This is a genomic window from Oscillibacter sp. MSJ-31 (assembly GCF_018918025.1).
Classification (GTDB): Bacteria; Bacillota; Clostridia; order Oscillospirales; family Oscillospiraceae; genus Hominicoprocola.
Genome location: NZ_JAHLPT010000005.1, coordinates 1 through 16,674, shown reverse-complemented (window position 1 = coordinate 16,674; position 16,674 = coordinate 1). Strand labels below are relative to the sequence as shown.

Below are 16,674 nucleotides of genomic sequence, written 5' to 3'. Positions count from 1 at the left end.
AATAAGACGACGATGGCATTTTACGCCTGCGTAAAAATTTTGTCAAGCCATTCGTGCAATTTGACGAAAGAAGGGAGAAGCCTCATTTCTGAGACTTCTCCTTCTTGGCTTTCAGCTTGTTTTCGATGGCGCGCATCCCCTTGTAGCACACCGCCGAGACGACGGCAAGCAGGATCATCGCCGCGGGAAATTGCTTGTTCTTTTTCATGCTCTCCTCATTTTTTCGCTTCGAGTGTGACGGGAACGGTCAGGTATTCCCCGCCGCGGCAAACCTTGAGGATCATTTCCTCGCCTGCGGCGTGGCGGTGGCGCACGCGCAGCAGATCGTTGGAGGTCTCGACGCGCACGCCGTCGGCCTCGTAAATGAGGTCGTCTACCTCCAGTCCGGCCTTGTCGCCGGGGCCGTTGAGATCGACCGTGTAAACACGGGCGGCCTGCTGCCCATCGGGCAGATAGGCGGGCGTGCGGTCGACCGAGATGCCGAGCACCGGCTCGCCCTGCACCTCGCCGCAGCGGAGGATGTCGTTGACGATGTAGGCGCTTGAGGCGATGGGAATGGCGAAGCCAAGCCCCTCCACACTCGCGGTGGACCAGCGGTCCATGCCCATCTTCATCACGTTGATGCCGATGACCTGCCCGTATCGGTTGATGAGCGGGCCGCCGGAGTTGCCGTTGTTGAGCGCGGCGTTGGTCTGGATGAGCGTCATGGTCACGCCGTCCACATCGACGTCGCGGTTGATGGCGGACACGATGCCGTCGGTCAGCGTGCCGCGCAGCTCCACGCCGAGCGGGTTGCCGATGGCGTAGACTGGGTCGCCGACGCTCAGGGCGTCGGAGTCGCCGAACTCCGCGGCGAGAAGCCCCTGTGCCGCGCGGCCGTCGGTGTCCTGCGCCTTGATGACGGCAAGATCCTGCTCTGCATCGTAGCCGACGAGGGCGGCGTCGAAGATCGAGCCGTCCGCAAGGGCGACGTAGCAGCTCGTGCCGCCGGCAATGACGTGCGCGTTGGTGATGATGTAGCCGTCCTCCGTCAGGATGACGCCGGTGCCGACGGACGCGCCGCGCGGCAGCTCGGTCACCACCGTGACGGTGGAGGGATTGACCCTCCGGTAGATCTCCTGAATGGTCAGCGCGTCGCCGTGACCGTCCGCGTAGACAAGGCGCACGCCGTCGTCCGCCGATATGACCGGCAGCTCCGGCTCGGCGCTCTCGTCAAGCTCACCGTAGTAATAATAGTAGCCGGGATCATCGTAGTAGTCGCCGTGCTCGCCGCCGTAGAAACGGTCCGGCAGCAGGCCGAACCACCAGGCGGCGTACAGCCCACCGGCGAAAACGAGGACCGCGGCCAGGCAGATGAGGAAAATTTTCAGCCCCCGGTGTCCCTTGCGGCGCGTCCTGGCGGGCGGCTCCTGCGTGGCGGCCTCCGGCTTCCTGCCGGGCAGCGGGCGGTCCTGCACATAGTAAGCAACGTAGGGCTTCGGCTCGGCGACGTACTCAAACGTGACCTCGTTGGGCTCGCGCTGCGGAATGAAGTTGTCAGGCGGATACTGCTCCATGTAAAAACTCCTGTGTTACGGCTGTGGGGCAAGCGAATTGGCGAGCGAGAGCGTGAAGGCGAAGGTCGTCAGGCCGTTTTCACTCGTGACGGCGATATGCTCGTGGTGCTGCTCCAAAATGGTCTTGACGATGTAGAGCCCGAGGCCCACGCCGTCCTTATCCTCGCTGCGGGACTTGTCGCTCTTGTGGAAGCGCTCGAAGAGCAGCGGGATCTCCTCGGCGGGGATGGTGTCGCCCTCGTTGCGCACGGAGACGACGGCCCTGCCGTTCGTCACCGCGAGACCGAGGTAGAGCGTCGAGCCCGCGCGGGCGAACTTCGTCGCGTTCTCCAGCAGGTTGTAGATGACCTGCGTGATGAGGTCGTTGTCGCCGAGCACGGTGACCGGCTCGTCGGGGATGTCGGCCTCCACGTCCAATCCGCGGTCGGTGATCTTCTTTTCCATTGAGATAAGCACCCGGCGCATACTCTCGCACACGTCGAAGGGCGCCTTGCTGCGCATCACGTCGCGCGACTGAAGCTGCGAGACCTCGAGCATCCGGCGCACGAGACGGCTCAGCCGCCGGCTCTCGTCGGAGATGATGTGCAGGTATTCCTTTTCCTTCTCCGGCGGGATGGTCCCGTCGAGGATGCCGTCGGTGTAGCCTGCGATGCTCGTCATCGGCGTTTTCAGCTCATGCGAGATGTTCGCGATGAACTCGCGGCGCTGGCGCTCAGTCTCCTGCAAAGAATCCGCCATCGCGTTGAAGGCGCTTGCCAGCTCGCCGATCTCGCCCGCGCCGTAGTCGTGCATCCGGGTGTCGAAATTGCCCTCGGCAAAGGCGCGCGTAGCAGCCGCCATCTCACGGATGGGGCGCGACTGACGCATACTCACCCACGCCGAAGCGACGAAGGAGAGCAGCAGCACGATGACGCTCGTCATCAGGAACATGGCGAAAAACGCGCGCCACATCGTCGTCAGCCGACCTGTCTCGGTCACGGCGAACACCGCGCCGACCGTCCAGATATCGGACTCGATCGGCACGCCGACAACGAAGCGCTTGCTCTCGTAGATGCCGCCGAGCGTCGTGCGCGCGCTGTAACGCTCGCCGGAGAGCGCAGTCTCCATCACGTCGGACGGCACGGTGAGCACATGGTCGACCAGATTTTCGTCCGTCGTCAGCAGAACGCTGCCCTCGGTGCTGCACACGAGGAAGTCCACGTCGGTCATCGACGCGGCAACGCCCGCCATCTCGCGCATATCGCGCACATCGCCGCTCGAGGCGTAGGACGCGACCAGCCGCGCGACAACGCTTGCCTTCTGCGCCATCTCGTCGCTGCGCTCATCCGCCGCGTAGGCGTAGCTGAGCGCGAAGAACGACGCGCCGAGCAGCGCGAGCGTCAGCATGACGATGCTCGCGGTCAGGGCGAAATTCTGCCAGTAGATCGTCCGGAGCTTCTGCGGAAGTTCCCATCTCCTGCCCTTCATTACTTCTTCACTTCAAACTTGTAGCCCACGCCCCAGACGGTCTTGAGCTCCCATTGGTCGGAGACGTTCTCCACCTTTTCGCGCAGACGCTTGATGTGAACGTCCACGGTGCGGCTGTCGCCGAAGTAGTCGAAGCCCCACACCTCGTCGAGCAGCTGATTGCGCGTGTAGACGCGGTTGGGCGTTGCGGCCAGATGATAGAGCAGCTCCAGCTCCTTGGGCGGTGTGTCGATCTTCTTGCCGTCCACGATCAGCTCGTAGGAGTCAAGGTCGATGATGAGCTTATCGAACACGAGACGCTTTTTCGTGTCCTCGGGGATCTCCGTGCGGCGGAGCACGGCGTTGATGCGCGCGATGAGCTCCTTCATCTCAAAGGGCTTGACGAGGTAATCGTCCGCGCCCATCTCGAGACCGTGGATGCGGTCGTTGACCTCTCCCTTGGCGGTGAGCATGATGATGGGGCACTTCGAGGTCTCGCGGATCTTGGCGCACACGCCCCAGCCGTCGAGCACGGGAAGCATCACGTCAAGCAGCACGAGGTCAGGCTCTCTGGCCTTGAATTCCTCCACGGCCTTGCCGCCGTCCGCGGCGATGCGGACCTCAAAGCCCTCCTTTTCAAGATACATCCGAATGAGGTCGGAAATGTTGTTGTCGTCTTCTACCACAAGGATGTTGCGCGCCATGGCAGATCCCTCCGTTTATCAGTTATCTTTGGAATGTTCTTATTATAATCGGTTTCCTGCGCTTTTCCTGAACATTTTGTAAAGGTTTGGTCAGGCCGTGACCTCGTTTCATGCCGCGCTCGGTCGACGCCGCTGCGGCATGACGCCGCATAAGCTATGCCGTGACCTCATTCAGCGCCGCGATCGTGCAGTTCTCCGCACGCAGGCGGCTGAGCGCCGTGCCGAGCGCGGAGGACACCCCGCTCTCCGCGCCGAGGTAGAGCCGCACGCTGGTGGAGCGGCCGGCCCATTTGAGCGCGGTGTCCGCCCAGTGTGTGCCGCTGCGCGTAAAGTCGGACGTGTTGATCGTGATGGGACAGTAGCCCGCCTCGGCGACTGCGGTGCGCAGCGTCCGGTCGGCGCTTTCGAGATAGACGAGCCGCGTGCGCAGGCTCGCGGCGTGCCACAGCGCGTCGTTGCCCCGTTCGATCTGCGCGAGAGCCTCCACCGCGGTCGCCGCGTCGATGCGCAGCGCGACGGCATTGCCCGTCGCGGCGGCACGGCGCACCCCGTCGCCCGCGCTTTCCGGCAGCTCGGGCGTGAGGAGCAGCGTCGCGTGGCTCTGATGCTTTTCGAGCGTGGAGAGCAGCTGCGTGAGCGCCGCTTCCTCTGCCGCGGGGAGCAGCAGATAGACCGTCAGATCGTCGCGCCGCGTGGGCGTATCGACCGGCGGGGGCGTTTCGGGCTGCTCCGACTCCGCCGCCGCGTGCGCGCGCTCGTACTGCGCGTAGCGCTTCTGAATGGGGTCGGTCGCCGCGTCGATGAAGTATTCGTCCGAGAGCACGGCGTTGTCGTCGCGGATGCGCAGCAGATAGCCGTAGGCGATCTTCGTGCTGGAATATTTGAGGTCAAACATCTTGGCGAGCGCCGTGATGGGGAAGAACACCATGCCGCTGCGAACGATGGGCGAGCCGGTGTATTGCTCGCCGGTACGGTTGTTCTCCATCGTGCCGGCGGTCAGGTCGCAGTAGAGCACACGCTGCCCTTTGTAGAGGATGGCGACGGACTTTTCCTGGTTGTACGAGTAGCGGATGCCGAGGTCGTCCGGCCCGTCCACCGTCGCACCGGCGACATAGAGAAGACCGTTCTGCCAGAACGGCATCGTTTCGTCGTTCAGGTCGCACATGCGGTCGTTCACGGCGGTGAAGTACAGCGTCGGCGCGGCGGAGGCGCGCGGCGGCAGCAGCGTACAGAGCATCAGCACGCTGAGCAGCAGGCTCAGCAGCCGTTTTCCTCGCGTCATCTATCGCACCTCCCATGACTCAATAATCTTCTATATTATAGTATAACAAATCCGCGCGGCCTTTGCAATCCCTTATCCCGCCCACTGTACGACCTGCGCGTCGGTAAAGTAGTGCTCTAAGATCTCCTCGCAGGAATAGCCCTCCTTCGCCATTGCGTTCGCGCCGTACTGGCTCATGCCGACGCCGTGACCGTAGCCGGTGACATGGAAGGTCAGCGTGTCGCCGCTGACCTCGACCGTGAAGGACGGTGAGCGCAGGCCGAGGATGGTGCGCAGCTCGTTGCCGCGCACCGTCACGCCGCCGACACGCAGCGTGGAGACGAAGCCCGCGTCGTTGCGCGTGATGTCCGTGAGGAAGCCGCCCGCGTCCCCGTTGAGCTTTGCCGCAGGGTAGACCGCAAGAAAGCGGTCGCGGAATTCCTGCGCGGTAAAGGTCACAACGGAGTAGTAATTCGGCACGAGGGAATCGTCCTCGGGGCTGTCCACGCTCTGAAGATAGGGCAGGTCGGTCTGCCAGACCTCGCCCGCGCCCTGCGTGTGTCCGGCGGCGGAGGAGAAAAAGACCGCCAGCACCGGTTCGCCGTCGTAGACGATCACCTCGCCGTCCGTCTCTGCCACGGCCCGCGCGAGCTTTTCCTCGTAGTAGAGCGCTCCAGCGCCCCATCCGGCCGCCGCATCCTCGGCGGTCTCGTAGGCTTTGCAGCAGGTGATGTCGTCGCAGGCGTCCGCGTCGGGATGGCGCGCAATGGCGCCCTGCGCCATCTTGTGCAGTGTGTAGGTCCGCGCAGCGACCGCCTGCGCCTTGAGCGCCTCAAGCTCAAACGAGGCGGGCATCTCCGCGCGCAGCACGCCGAGCAGGTATTCGTCCATCGCCATCTCCTCGACCGCGCCGCCGTGCAGCACGCGCAGCGTGCGCGTATGGTCTGGCACCGCGGCATCGGGACGCCGCACCTCGCCGGACGGTTCCGGCTCGTCCGACGCTTGCCGCGCGGGCGCGAAGCGCCACGCGAGAAGAAAGAGAAGGGCGATCAGCAATAGGCTGATGCGCAGGGCGTTTTTCATGTTGAAGCTCCTCCTTTGCAGGCTGTTTCTCATTTACTATATGAGGGGCTGTCCCGAGGATAGACCGCGGCGCGAAATGCGTGGACAAATCGCCTCCGCCGTGCTACAATAGCGTCGATCGGATATTTTACCGGAAAGGACGATGCCCTGTATGAAGACCTCCGACCGCCTTGCGACGATCCTTTTTCTCCTTGCCGCGCCCGCCGCGCGGTTTTTGGAGCTGAAAAACAATTATGACCCGGCCGGTCTGCCGACCGGCGGCTTCCCGTACCTGCCCGCCGTGCTGGCCGCGGCGGCGGTCGTGTTCCTGCTTTCGGCGCGCGGACTGCCCGCGCGGGACGCGGTCACGGTGGACTTCGGCGGTATTTTCCGCTTTGACGGTCAGCTCACGCTGACCGCTGCGGTCCTGGGCGGCTTTCTGCTGCTGGCTGCGGCGGCGCTGCGGCTCGTGAGCGGGGGAATGGCGGGGTTGGAGCTGATCCTTTCCGTGTTCCTCGCCTGCTCCGGCGCGGCGCTGCTCTACGCGCTCATCGCCCAGCGGCGCTCCGGTGCGTTTGCGCCGACCGCGCTGCTCATGCCGGTGTGCTTCCTCGTCGTGCAGCTCATCGTTACCTACCGCGCCAACGCGCGCGACAGCGTGCTGGGGCATTTCTATGTGGAGCTTCTGCTGCTCGCGGCGCTCTGCCTCGCCTCGCTCTATCTCGCGGCGTTCGCCTATCGCTGCGGCGCTCCGCGCAGCTTTGCGCCCGCCGCACATCTGGCGCTCACGCTGGCGGCGGCCTGCTGCGTGGATATGGCGCTCGCACGCCGGTTCGCCGGTCTTGCCGCCTGCCTCGGCGCGGCGCTGCTGCTCCTCGCCTATCTGGAGGCGGCGGGGGATTTCGAGGGGTAACAACGGAATCATGCCAAAAACGGAAAAACGGCTGCTCTCGCAGCCGTTTTTTCCTATTGATTGGAAGATTGGATGAAAAGAAGCTATTGTCTCTTGCAAGTATTAAGATAACGGCTGAGTTTTAATAAAGTTCGGGCCAGTTGTTACAAAAGTATTAAATCGGATAAAAATTATGGTAGCTTGTCCGCCCGTATGCTGCGGAAGAAACTCTCCAGCACTGCGCGGCACTCGTCCGCGAGGATGCCGCCGACGAGCGCGGGGGTGAGCGCGAACGGCTCCATGTAGAGATTCAGCACGCCGCCGCAGGCGCCCATCGCGCGGTCGCGCGCGCCGTAGTAGACGCGCGGGATGCGGGCGTTGAGGATCGCGCCGGCGCACATCGGACACGGCTCGAGCGTGACATAGAGCGTGCAGTCGTCCAGCCGCCACGAGCCGACCGTCTCATTCGCCATCGCGATGGCTTCCATCTCGGCGTGCGAGGCGGTGGACTGCTTCTCCTCACGGCGGTTGCGCCCGCGGCCGACGATCTCGCCGCCGCGCACGATCACGCAGCCGACCGGCACCTCGCCCGCCGCCGCGGCCTCGCGCGCCAGCGCGAGCGCCTGCGCCATGTAAGTTTCCTGCTCGGTCATGCGCGTTCCTCCCATGGTTTAAGTTTAGGCATAATTGTCCATACTCTCCGTAAAATGGTAGAGGGCAATCGGCATACGCTGCGCGTAGGGTACAAGGGGTAGCGGTTGCTAAAGTGCAGCACCGCAATATCTTGACGCGGTAACAAGTTTCTTGTAAAATCGTATCTATAGGACAGGGCGGAAAAGCCCGCCACGGAAACGCCACGCAGCGAGCGCCCACGGCGCGAGCATTGAAAGGAGCAGGCGCCATGACGAACGAAGAACTCGAACTGTACCGCCGCGAGTTGGAGCGACTGAACGAGAAGCACGAGAGGGAATACCGCCGCGCCATGCGGAAGTACGAGTGGGACAGACGGCACTACCGTACGCTGTCCTGCCGCGTCCCTGTGGAAACGGCGCAGCGGTTCGCGAAACTGTGCTTTCGGTACGGTAAAACGCCGTATCGGGCGCTAAAAGACGCCGTAGAGGACGCGTTGCGGTACGGCGGCGTTTGATAGGCTGTCAGGTTTCGCCCCTTTCGTCCGCCCGCGCAGCATAACATAGCCGTCAAGGGCTTCGCAAGCGGCTGAAAGCCGCCATTGACGGCTACGCTGCGGCGGTCGTATCAACGAAAGGAGGGCTTCACCATGAAAGCCAAAATCACCACCGCTGCCAACATTCCCGCCGCCACGCGTCGCGCCGTCTATCGCCGCGACGGCTACCGCTGCGCCCTTTGCGACGATGTTCGCGGGCTGCAAATCCATCACGCCATGCCGCGCTCTGTCGGCGGCTCGGATGACGAGATGAACCTCGTCACACTCTGCTGGCGCTGCCATGCGGAAGCGCACGGCACATTCCTGCCCGAACGTCACCGCGCGCCGCGTACGCCCGAAGAACTCGCGGAGCTGCGCCGCTCGCTGAAAGAAGCGTACGCGCAGAACATTGTGGAATACCTCGCGGACCTCTACGCGGAAGAAGGTGTGATATGGTGTCCGTTCTAAGCCCCTTCGGGGGCTTTTATCGGTTCTGCCGATGGTGAATGACGCTCGCGCCGATGGGGGGCGGTGCCCCCGCTGCGGCGCTCGTTGTGGCTGCGGCGGCGTTGCCGTCCTCGCCACACATCGGTGTGCGCGCGGCGCGCGGCATTCGCTCGCGCGCCCTCCTCGCCTTTGCGCCTTGTCCGCCCGCTTGCCCCCGCTGGCGCAGATGGCGGCGCGGTCGGGGCGCAAAAGGCTGCGCGCCCGTCGCGGCGGGTTCGCTGCGCCCCCCCTGTTGCCGCTTGCGTCCGTCGTTCGTGGGCAGCGGCGGCGGTTGGTCGCTCGGCGGCGCGCTCGCCATTAAAAAGGGGGCTAATGTGGCTCGTGTCCCCTCGCTCCCTGCCTGCCGCCGCGCCCGCGCCCGCGTCCGTCTGCGCGGCAAGCAGCGGTGGGGGGGCTTGCTCGCCCCTGCGGGCGGCTGCGCCGCCGCCGCTCCTCCGCCCCCGCCCCCCGTTAAGTGTTGGGGGCGGGGGCTGTGGCTTTCATGTGTCCGCTGCGGCGGGGTTGCGCCCGCTGCGGCGGGCGCGCGTTCCTCCCATGGTTTAAGTTTAGGCATAATTGTCCATACTCTCCGTAAAATGGTAGAGGGTAATCGGCATACGCTGCGCGTAGGGTACAAGGGGTAGCGGTTGCTAAAGGGCAGCACCGCAATATCTTGACACGGTAACAAGTTTCTTGTAAAATCGTATCTATAGGACAGGGCGAAAAAGCCCGCCACGGAAACGCCACGCAGCGAGCGCCCACGGCGCGAGCATTGAAAGGAGCAGGCGCCATGACGAACGAAGAACTCGAACTGTACCGCCGCGAGTTGGAGCGACTGAACGAGAAGCACGAGAGGGAATACCGCCGCGCCATGCGGAAGTACGAGTGGGACAGACGGCACTACCGTACGCTGTCCTGCCGCGTCCCTGTGGAAACGGCGCAGCGGTTCGCGAAACTGTGCTTTCGGTACGGTAAAACGCCGTATCGGGCGCTAAAAGACGCCGTAGAGGACGCGTTGCGGTACGGCGGCGTTTGATAGGCTGTCAGGTTTCGCCCCTTTCGTCCGCCCGCGCAGCATAACATAGCCGTCAAGGGCTTCGCAAGCGGCTGAAAGCCGCCATTGACGGCTACGCTGCGGCGGTCGTATCAACGAAAGGAGGGCTTCACCATGAAAGCCAAAATCACCACCGCTGCCAACATTCCCGCCGCCACGCGTCGCGCCGTCTATCGCCGCGACGGCTACCGCTGCGCCCTTTGCGACGATGTTCGCGGGCTGCAAATCCATCACGCCATGCCGCGCTCTGTCGGCGGCTCGGATGACGAGATGAACCTCGTCACACTCTGCTGGCGCTGCCATGCGGAAGCGCACGGCACATTCCTGCCCGAACGTCACCGCGCGCCGCGTACGCCCGAAGAACTCGCGGAGCTGCGCCGCTCGCTGAAAGAAGCGTACGCGCAGAACATTGTGGAATACCTCGCGGACCTCTACGCGGAAGAAGGTGTGATATGGTGTCCGTTCTAAGCCCCTTCGGGGGCTTTTATCGGTTCTGCCGATGGTGAATGACGCTCGCGCCGATGGGGGGCGGTGCCCCCGCTGCGGCGCTCGTTGTGGCTGCGGCGGCGTTGCCGTCCTCGCCACACATCGGTGTGCGCGCGGCGCGCGGCATTCGCTCGCGCGCCCTCCTCGCCTTTGCGCCTTGTCCGCCCGCTTGCCCCCGCTGGCGCAGATGGCGGCGCGGTCGGGGCGCAAAAGGCTGCGCGCCCGTCGCGGCGGGTTCGCTGCGCCCCCCCTGTTGCCGCTTGCGTCCGTCGTTCGTGGGCAGCGGCGGCGGTTGGTCGCTCGGCGGCGCGCTCGCCATTAAAAAGGGGGCTAATGTGGCTCGTGTCCCCTCGCTCCCTGCCTGCCGCCGCGCCCGCGCCCGCGTCCGTCTGCGCGGCAAGCAGCGGTGGGGGGGCTTGCTCGCCCCTGCGGGCGGCTGCGCCGCCGCCGCTCCTCCGCCCCCGCCCCCCGTTAAGTGTTGGGGGCGGGGGCTGTGGCTTTCATGTGTCCGCTGCGGCGGGGTTGCGCCCGCTGCGGCGGGCGCGCGTTCCTCCCATGGTTTAAGTTTAGGCATAATTGTCCATACTCTCCGTAAAATGGTAGAGGGAGTTGAAACATATGCGTAAGATCAATCTATTGCAGCAGCCGGTCTCGAGCGACCCAAAGCTGCAGGAGCTTTTCGCCGAGCTGAGCGACACGCGCTTCGCGCTCGCGCAGGCTTATGTCCGCTTCGACAACACAACCGAGCCGGAGCTGGTGGACGCCTGCATCTTCGAGCTCAACGCGCTCCAGTCGCGCTACAACTATCTGCTGCGGCTCGTCAAGGAGAGCGGCGGCATCGCCGCGTCCAGGATCTACTCGGAGGGGGCGGTCACATGGGTCTGACGGACAAAATAGGCATTGCGATCCTCTGCGCCTTCGTGCTTTTTTCGGTGGTGCGGCTGTTCGCCGCACCGCTGAAGCTGGCGGCGAAGGTGCTGCTCAACACGGCGCTGGGCTTCCTCGCGCTGTTCCTGCTCGGCCTGACCGAGCCGGTCACCGGCTTTTCGCTGGGACTGAATTTTTTCAACGCGCTCACCGTCGGCATCCTCGGCGTGCCCGGACTGGTGCTGTTGGTGCTGCTGCAGATGCTGTTCGTTTAGCCTACATATTTTCGGAGAGGCCGCCGACCGGCGGCTTTTTCATTTGTCCTCGCCGCCGACGCCCCAGCCGTAGAGCGGGTAGCGCTGCATCGCGCCGAAGATCTTCTGCTTGAGGTCGGGATAGCGCCCCTCGAGCGAGGCGATGAGCTCCTTGATCTCCTGCCGCCGCGTTTCGCCGTTGGCGGGGCAGGGATTCTCCACGATGGGCAGCTCCAGCCGCTTCGCGGCGTTCACGACCTGCCGCTCCTTGACATAGAGAAGCGGGCGGATCTGCGTGACGTCCGTGCGGCTGAGGTAGGTCACGGGCTGGAAGCAACCGAGCCGTCCTTCAAAAATAAGGCTCATGAGCATGGTCTCCACCGCGTCGTCGTAGTGGTGGCCGAGCGCGATCTTCCTGATGCCGTGCTCATTCATCGCAGTCGAGAGCGCGCCGCGGCGCAGCTTGGCGCACAGCGAGCAGGGGTTCTTCTCCCTACGCTCGAGGAACACGACCTCGTAGATGGGGACGCTCACGCGGATGTACTCCACGCCGAGCGCGCGGCAGTAGTCCGCCACGCCGTCGAAGCTCATGCCCGGCGTGCCCGCCTCAACGGTCATGGCGACGACCCGGAACGGCTTGGGATAAAAGCGGCTCAGCCGCGCGAGCGCGGTGAGCGTGAGGAGCGAATCCTTGCCGCCGGAGACGCCGACGGCGACGGTATCGCCCGCCTGGATCATGTCGTAATCCTCGACGCAGCGGCGCACGAGGCCCAGAATTTCCTGCATGGTTCGGTATTCCTCCCGGGTAACAGAGTAAAATTTCAATTTGCCATTTCAGAAAACGAGAGCAAATCAAAGAAAAAAAGAGATTTCAAGAGTATTGACTGCGCTAAATTAAAATGGTGTTGACAGAGGGGCGGAGAAGTGCTATAAATAGCTTTGTTCCGATTTTAACAGGGAACAGAGAAAATGTAAAGCGAAAGCCTACATGATAGATTTCAAACGGAGGAAAAACACCATGTCCACTTTTATGGCGAACAAGGGCAACATCGAGCGTAAGTGGTACGTTATCGACGCTGCCGGCAAGCCCATGGGCAAGACCGCCGTGGCGGCAGCCGATCTGCTGCGCGGCAAGCTCAAGGTCACCTATACCCCGCACGCTGATTGCGGCGACAACGTCATCATCATCAACGCCGCCAAGGCAGTCCTCACCGGCAACAAGATGGAGCAGAAGTATTACCGTACTCACTCCGGCTGGGTCGGCGGCCTCAAGGAGACCAAGTACCGCATCCTCATGCAGGAGAAGCCCGAGCTCGCGATGCGCGTCGCGGTCCGCGGCATGATGCCCCGCAACACCGTCACCAAGGACTCCCTCAAGCGCCTGCACATCTACGCCGGCGAGGCTCATGAGCAGCAGGCTCAGAAGCCCGAAGTCTGGGAAGTCAAGTAAAGGAGGATAAAGAAGAATGTATCAGTCCAAGAAGCCTTACCTCTACGGCACCGGCCGCAGAAAGTCCTCCGTTGCCCGCGTGCATCTCTTTGAGAACGGCACCGGCTCCATCACCATCAACGGCCGCGACATCGATGAGTATTTCGGTCTCGAGACCCTCAAGATGGTCGTCCGTCAGCCCCTCGCCGCGACCGAGACCCTCGGTAAGGTCGATATCGTCGCCACCGTCGAGGGCGGCGGTGTGTCCGGTCAGGCCGGCGCTCTGCGCCACGGCGTTGCCCGCGCTCTGCTGCTCGTCAACCCCGACTACCGTCCCATCCTCAAGAAGGCCGGTTTCCTCACCCGCGATCCTCGTATGAAGGAGCGCAAGAAGTACGGCCTGAAAGCCGCCCGTCGTGCTCCCCAGTTCTCCAAGCGCTGATTTTGTTATCAGTTACCCCGGAAAACTTCGGTTTTCCGGGGTTTTCTTATGCCAAAAGTTACGATACCTAAATCTGAGGGGTCTATTTTCCGAAAAAGCACACCACAATATATTGTGGTGCGTAACCTTTTATAGCACAATTTTTGAGGTTAAATTTGCGGTGGGAAGCCTTTTTTTGAGGGTTTGAGGTTAAATTTGCGGTGGGAAAACCGCCCAGAAATTGGTATCCGCGCATCTAATCACGACTCTGTTTTTCTTCATCCTGCGTTCTATGGATAATGAGCAATGGTTTGTTCTTCGCTCTGAATCTCGAATGATCGTCCCCCATCTGAAAACAGAATTTGAGCGCAGAAAAAGGGCCGTTGCAGAATTTGGCATTCTGCAACGGCCCTCTCCATTAAAAAATCAGTTTTGCCTTCTTAGGCTTCCTCGCATACTTCTCTCGCGGCTCACTCTCAATCCGCTCCCAGTATTGTTCAATGTGTTTTCTGGTAAACTGAACCTTACCACCTGGGCAGGACTGATAGTATCCGATTTTCTTGTTCTCACGCATTTTGTCCAAGGTGGTTATCGATACCCCAAGAATGGCCGCTGTCTCTTTTCGGTTAAACAGTTCCATCGTACCTCACTCCTTCAAAAGAATGGATTTGTGGGCAAATGCCCCTTCACTATATGCGGGTCTGCGGAGGGAAGAAATCTTGGCATTGAAATGGGATTGCATCGAGTTAGATAATGTCCCTCGAATTGAAGTAAAAAGGGCACTTAGGCATGAACGAAATAAAGCTGTTATTTCGGACCAGCTAAAAACAAAGGCTGCCAGGAGAACGGTTCCCATTCCAAATCTACTGGTGATAGAGCTTAGGAAGGCCAAGGATTTATCCTCGTCTGAGTATGTGTTCGCAAATAGAACTGGCGGCCCGCTCTCATACACACAGTTCAGGCATTTGTGGCATACTGTCGAATCGAGGAGTGTAGGTGAACGCACCTATTATAAGTACACTGATGGCAAGAAAGTTCAGTTTACCGTCAAGGCCGAAAAGGGGATGCGAGCCAAATGCAGGAAGTATTCCTATACCATTGACTTTGAAGTGACGCCCCATCTGCTTCGTCATACCTACATCACAAATCTTCTTTTAGCCGGCACTGACATCAAAACAGTCCAATACCTCGCCGGACACGAAAAATCTAAGACTACGCTGGACATATATGCTCATTTAACATATAACCGGCCAGAGGATATTATTGACAAGGTAAACTGTGCATTTCAGAAGAAGTGAACTGATAGACAGGTCAAGGAGGAGAGTGGCAACGGCCCCTCTCCTCCTTTATATTTCCGAGTTGTTGAAAATGCGCCTCAGATGTCACACCAAGCACATACAGGCCCAGCGTCAGTATGGAACACTCCGACTTTTACCTCGTCTCCATCGTGAATTCCCATATCACGATTGGGCTCATTTAATAGTGTTCCGGTGAACACCTTTATTCCGTCTGCATCAAACAAGTATTTCCCACATCGCACCCACATTTGCTCATAATGTTTGTCTTGGGCTAAGAAAAAAACGAAAAGATCGTCCGGATACTGCGGATGCCGGAAGGGGTCTAACTCTGTCATAGCGCGTGCATTCACTACTTCCGTGTCCTCATAGTAAATGTCAAGGATCTCAATGCGATCTGCGTATCTGGCCAAAAGGGCCTTATTCGATACCGGAACTGCATTTCTGACTTTTTCTTCATCGGCGCGGATCTTCATCCCAATCTCTTTGTTGTCTAAAACAATAGTATAGTCATCGTCCACACACGAAACCAATGCCAAGCCTTCAAAAGTCAACCCGGCTACATGATCCACATATCCGTAGCACAGTATACCGTTCGCCCCGCTTGCCTGATCCGGGTCAAGCATATTGATGCAGGCCCGATCCCGCAGAATACAGAGGGATTTCTCAAAATCTCTGAACGAATTCATCCGATTCCTCCTGTCAGGCGATTTCCTGTGCCGGCGATGCAGAATTCGAATTGCCGTCTATCACTTCCTGCCACCATTCCGCTTTTTCGTATTCGTTCAGTAGCGAGTAGCAGCTATTAAAGAAGCACAACTTGATTTCCTTTTCACTCTTCACGCCGAGGTTGCGAATCGTTCGCAGGCCGTTTTCCTGCTCCATGATTGACTTCACCTTGCCAAAGGTGTTCGCGCCAGCACGCATCAGCCCATTCGAAGAGCGGACGGACAGGCACATCTCGTCAATCGGCGTATCACTCATTTTGGAACGATAGGGAACCGTTGCTTTTCCCGTAGCAAAGAACTGATAGCACACCGTGTATGCATCGCTTCTCGCGGCAAGTTCACGATACTTGAGCGCCTCATCAGATACATGGACAGGATCAGACCCGACCGGGTGGCTCTGATTAGGCTTTCCGGGAACCCAAGTGATCCAAAGCTTCCCAGCAAGATAATCCTGGTATGCCCCCTCGTCTAAACGGAACCATCCCCAATAGGTATGTACTTCGTATTTACAATTCGGTTTCATGAAAAATGCACCTCATTTTCTAGACTCTCCCAGAAAATAGGTGCAAAAAATCCAGCTTGCGGGGCTGGTTGAACCTATCGTACAAGCTTTGGCACCTTTCTCTCTGGGAGGTTGCCGGACGGTCATAGGGCTTGTCCCTCGCGTCTCTCTTATAGGATTATTGTTCAGTTGTGGAATTGCTATAAGACCCGTGCACTGATCTTGACGAGATAATACCACAAGTCGTTGCTCTTGTCAAATCAGCCCCGCAGAGGGGTCTAATAGCTTGCCACAACGAGTGTTTTCCTGACTTACTTTGCGCTCCAGCGCAGTGCAGCCTTTTCGCATAAGTCCTCAATGTACTCTTTCCGTTGCAAGGATTTGAGCCATTCCTGCGGAATTCCATTCAAACCATAAACTCCACCAGCAAAACCTCCGGCGACTGCGGCTACTGTATCGGTAACATCCATTACCCTCCTAATAGTGAATTTCCGCTGTTGCGGATACCACCATTATGGAGAATATCTGGACTACATCAAGTTGTTAGTGGCGGCTGTTACTCAGACCGCACCGCGGCCGTTCTGCTCCGCACCAGCGGCCGCTGGCCGCCGCCGTATGCAAGCTGCGCGCCATGAAGCTGAAGGAGGCCGCCAAGAAGGTCGAGGACGGCATTGAGGAGACGCTGACCTACTGCGATTTTCCCAGCGAGCATTGGACGCGCATCCGCACCAACAACGTGATCGAGCGGCTGAACCGTGAGATCCGTCGGCGCACCCGTGTGGTGGGGACATTCCCCGATGGCAACTCCGCCCTGATGCTGGTCTGCGCGAGGCTGCGCCACGTGGCGGGCACCCAGTGGGGCAACAAGAAATACATGAACATGAAGCACTTGGAGGCAGCTTTGGACGACGCCTCTATTGCCGGCTGACTTCATTCAGCCGGAGCCTGTATTCGCGTCGGGCGTAACTAACCGCCAGATGTCGGGAGTTCACAGCCGAAAATAGTCGGAAAAGGAAAAGCCACTACCACAGCTCTTTCAAACCTTGTAAACTGGAAAGTACCAACA

General features: G+C 60.4%; 22 protein-coding genes, 1 pseudogene and 1 riboswitch. Of the genes and pseudogenes, 11 read left to right on the top strand and 12 right to left on the bottom strand.

Translation table 11 applies throughout. From position 1 onward, the window contains the following. Window positions 1-82: 82 nt before the first annotated feature. From KQI17_RS13775 to spoIID, 6 genes are all read right to left on the bottom strand, one after another. Window positions 83-208: a hypothetical protein gene (locus KQI17_RS13775; RefSeq protein WP_256445965.1), complete on the bottom strand. Its 126-nt coding sequence runs from the start codon at window positions 206-208 to the stop codon at window positions 83-85. Between the two features lie 7 nt (window positions 209-215). Further along, entirely contained in the window at window positions 216-1,556 is a 1,341-nt protein-coding gene (locus tag KQI17_RS05420; RefSeq protein ID WP_216495181.1) for a trypsin-like peptidase domain-containing protein, read from the bottom strand. Between the two features lie 15 nt (window positions 1,557-1,571). Beyond that, window positions 1,572-3,023, bottom strand: coding sequence for a HAMP domain-containing sensor histidine kinase (locus tag KQI17_RS05415; RefSeq protein WP_216495179.1), 1,452 nt, complete (start codon window positions 3,021-3,023; stop codon window positions 1,572-1,574). Beyond that, entirely contained in the window at window positions 3,023-3,706 is a 684-nt protein-coding gene (locus KQI17_RS05410; protein ID WP_022018408.1) for a response regulator transcription factor, read from the bottom strand. Before KQI17_RS05410 ends, KQI17_RS05415 begins: the two co-directional genes overlap by 1 nt. Before the next feature lie 154 nt (window positions 3,707-3,860). Continuing rightward, window positions 3,861-4,988: a hypothetical protein gene (locus tag KQI17_RS05405; protein WP_216495177.1), complete on the bottom strand. Its 1,128-nt coding sequence runs from the start codon at window positions 4,986-4,988 to the stop codon at window positions 3,861-3,863. Window positions 4,989-5,060: 72 nt separating this feature from the next. Then, the gene (gene spoIID, locus KQI17_RS05400; RefSeq protein WP_216495176.1) at window positions 5,061-6,050 is read right to left on the bottom strand and encodes a stage II sporulation protein D; all 990 of its coding nucleotides are present in this window, start codon (window positions 6,048-6,050) and stop codon (window positions 5,061-5,063) included. Window positions 6,051-6,201: 151 nt separating this feature from the next. On the opposite strand from spoIID, the gene KQI17_RS05395 reads away from it, so the two are divergent. Further along, a complete protein-coding gene (locus KQI17_RS05395; protein ID WP_216495175.1) occupies window positions 6,202-6,942 on the top strand; it encodes a hypothetical protein in 741 nt (246 codons plus the stop codon). Between the two features lie 170 nt (window positions 6,943-7,112). Here the strand turns inward: KQI17_RS05395 and KQI17_RS05390 are convergent, their stop codons facing one another. After that, window positions 7,113-7,574: a nucleoside deaminase gene (locus KQI17_RS05390; protein ID WP_216495173.1), complete on the bottom strand. Its 462-nt coding sequence runs from the start codon at window positions 7,572-7,574 to the stop codon at window positions 7,113-7,115. A gap of 248 nt (window positions 7,575-7,822) precedes the next feature. On the opposite strand from KQI17_RS05390, the gene KQI17_RS05385 reads away from it, so the two are divergent. From KQI17_RS05385 to KQI17_RS05360, 6 genes are all read left to right on the top strand, one after another. Next, the gene (locus KQI17_RS05385) at window positions 7,823-8,068 is read left to right on the top strand and encodes a hypothetical protein (protein ID WP_216495171.1); all 246 of its coding nucleotides are present in this window, start codon (window positions 7,823-7,825) and stop codon (window positions 8,066-8,068) included. A 132-nt stretch (window positions 8,069-8,200) separates the two neighbouring features. Beyond that, entirely contained in the window at window positions 8,201-8,554 is a 354-nt protein-coding gene (locus tag KQI17_RS05380) for an HNH endonuclease (RefSeq protein WP_216495169.1), read from the top strand. 808 nt (window positions 8,555-9,362) lie between these two features. Continuing rightward, window positions 9,363-9,608 (top strand): hypothetical protein, encoded by a 246-nt coding sequence (locus tag KQI17_RS05375; RefSeq protein WP_216495171.1) that lies wholly within the window; start codon window positions 9,363-9,365, stop codon window positions 9,606-9,608. Between the two features lie 132 nt (window positions 9,609-9,740). Beyond that, the gene (locus KQI17_RS05370; RefSeq protein ID WP_216495169.1) at window positions 9,741-10,094 is read left to right on the top strand and encodes an HNH endonuclease; all 354 of its coding nucleotides are present in this window, start codon (window positions 9,741-9,743) and stop codon (window positions 10,092-10,094) included. A gap of 636 nt (window positions 10,095-10,730) precedes the next feature. After that, on the top strand, window positions 10,731-10,997 hold the full coding sequence (locus tag KQI17_RS05365; protein ID WP_216495167.1) for a DUF2508 family protein: 267 nt from the start codon (window positions 10,731-10,733) through the stop codon (window positions 10,995-10,997). Further along, window positions 10,988-11,254, top strand: a complete 267-nt coding sequence (locus KQI17_RS05360; RefSeq protein WP_022018091.1) for a pro-sigmaK processing inhibitor BofA family protein — start codon at window positions 10,988-10,990, stop codon at window positions 11,252-11,254. Before KQI17_RS05365 ends, KQI17_RS05360 begins: the two co-directional genes overlap by 10 nt. Window positions 11,255-11,293: 39 nt before the next feature. On the opposite strand, the gene KQI17_RS05355 is transcribed toward KQI17_RS05360, so the two are convergent. Continuing rightward, entirely contained in the window at window positions 11,294-12,019 is a 726-nt protein-coding gene (locus tag KQI17_RS05355) for an ATP-binding protein (protein ID WP_216495166.1), read from the bottom strand. 232 nt (window positions 12,020-12,251) lie between these two features. Here KQI17_RS05355 and rplM point away from each other — a divergent pair, with 232 nt between their 5' ends. Together rplM and rpsI are read left to right on the top strand one after the other, a co-directional pair. Beyond that, a complete protein-coding gene (rplM, locus tag KQI17_RS05350; protein WP_216495165.1) occupies window positions 12,252-12,683 on the top strand; it encodes a 50S ribosomal protein L13 in 432 nt (143 codons plus the stop codon). 16 nt (window positions 12,684-12,699) lie between these two features. Beyond that, entirely contained in the window at window positions 12,700-13,104 is a 405-nt protein-coding gene (gene rpsI, locus KQI17_RS05345) for a 30S ribosomal protein S9 (RefSeq protein WP_216495164.1), read from the top strand. Window positions 13,105-13,501: 397 nt separating this feature from the next. On the opposite strand, the gene KQI17_RS05340 is transcribed toward rpsI, so the two are convergent. Continuing rightward, window positions 13,502-13,723, bottom strand: a complete 222-nt coding sequence (locus KQI17_RS05340) for a helix-turn-helix domain-containing protein (protein WP_253285702.1) — start codon at window positions 13,721-13,723, stop codon at window positions 13,502-13,504. On the opposite strand from KQI17_RS05340, the gene KQI17_RS05335 reads away from it, so the two are divergent. Continuing rightward, the gene (locus KQI17_RS05335; RefSeq protein WP_216495312.1) at window positions 13,689-14,381 is read left to right on the top strand and encodes a site-specific integrase; all 693 of its coding nucleotides are present in this window, start codon (window positions 13,689-13,691) and stop codon (window positions 14,379-14,381) included. The genes KQI17_RS05340 and KQI17_RS05335 overlap by 35 nt on opposite strands. Window positions 14,382-14,458: 77 nt before the next feature. Here the strand turns inward: KQI17_RS05335 and KQI17_RS05330 are convergent, their stop codons facing one another. From KQI17_RS05330 to KQI17_RS05320, 3 genes are all read right to left on the bottom strand, one after another. After that, a complete protein-coding gene (locus tag KQI17_RS05330; protein ID WP_216495162.1) occupies window positions 14,459-15,067 on the bottom strand; it encodes a hypothetical protein in 609 nt (202 codons plus the stop codon). A 13-nt stretch (window positions 15,068-15,080) separates the two neighbouring features. Then, a complete protein-coding gene (locus KQI17_RS05325; RefSeq protein ID WP_216495160.1) occupies window positions 15,081-15,629 on the bottom strand; it encodes a DNA-directed RNA polymerase subunit alpha C-terminal domain-containing protein in 549 nt (182 codons plus the stop codon). 71 nt (window positions 15,630-15,700) lie between these two features. Then, window positions 15,701-15,787, bottom strand: a riboswitch (SAM riboswitch). 132 nt (window positions 15,788-15,919) lie between these two features. Next, window positions 15,920-16,078, bottom strand: a complete 159-nt coding sequence (locus tag KQI17_RS05320) for a hypothetical protein (protein ID WP_216495159.1) — start codon at window positions 16,076-16,078, stop codon at window positions 15,920-15,922. A 152-nt stretch (window positions 16,079-16,230) separates the two neighbouring features. Here KQI17_RS05320 and KQI17_RS05315 point away from each other — a divergent pair. After that, window positions 16,231-16,536, top strand: a pseudogene (locus KQI17_RS05315) (transposase); the annotation flags it as partial. Between the last annotated feature and the right edge of the window lie 138 nt (window positions 16,537-16,674).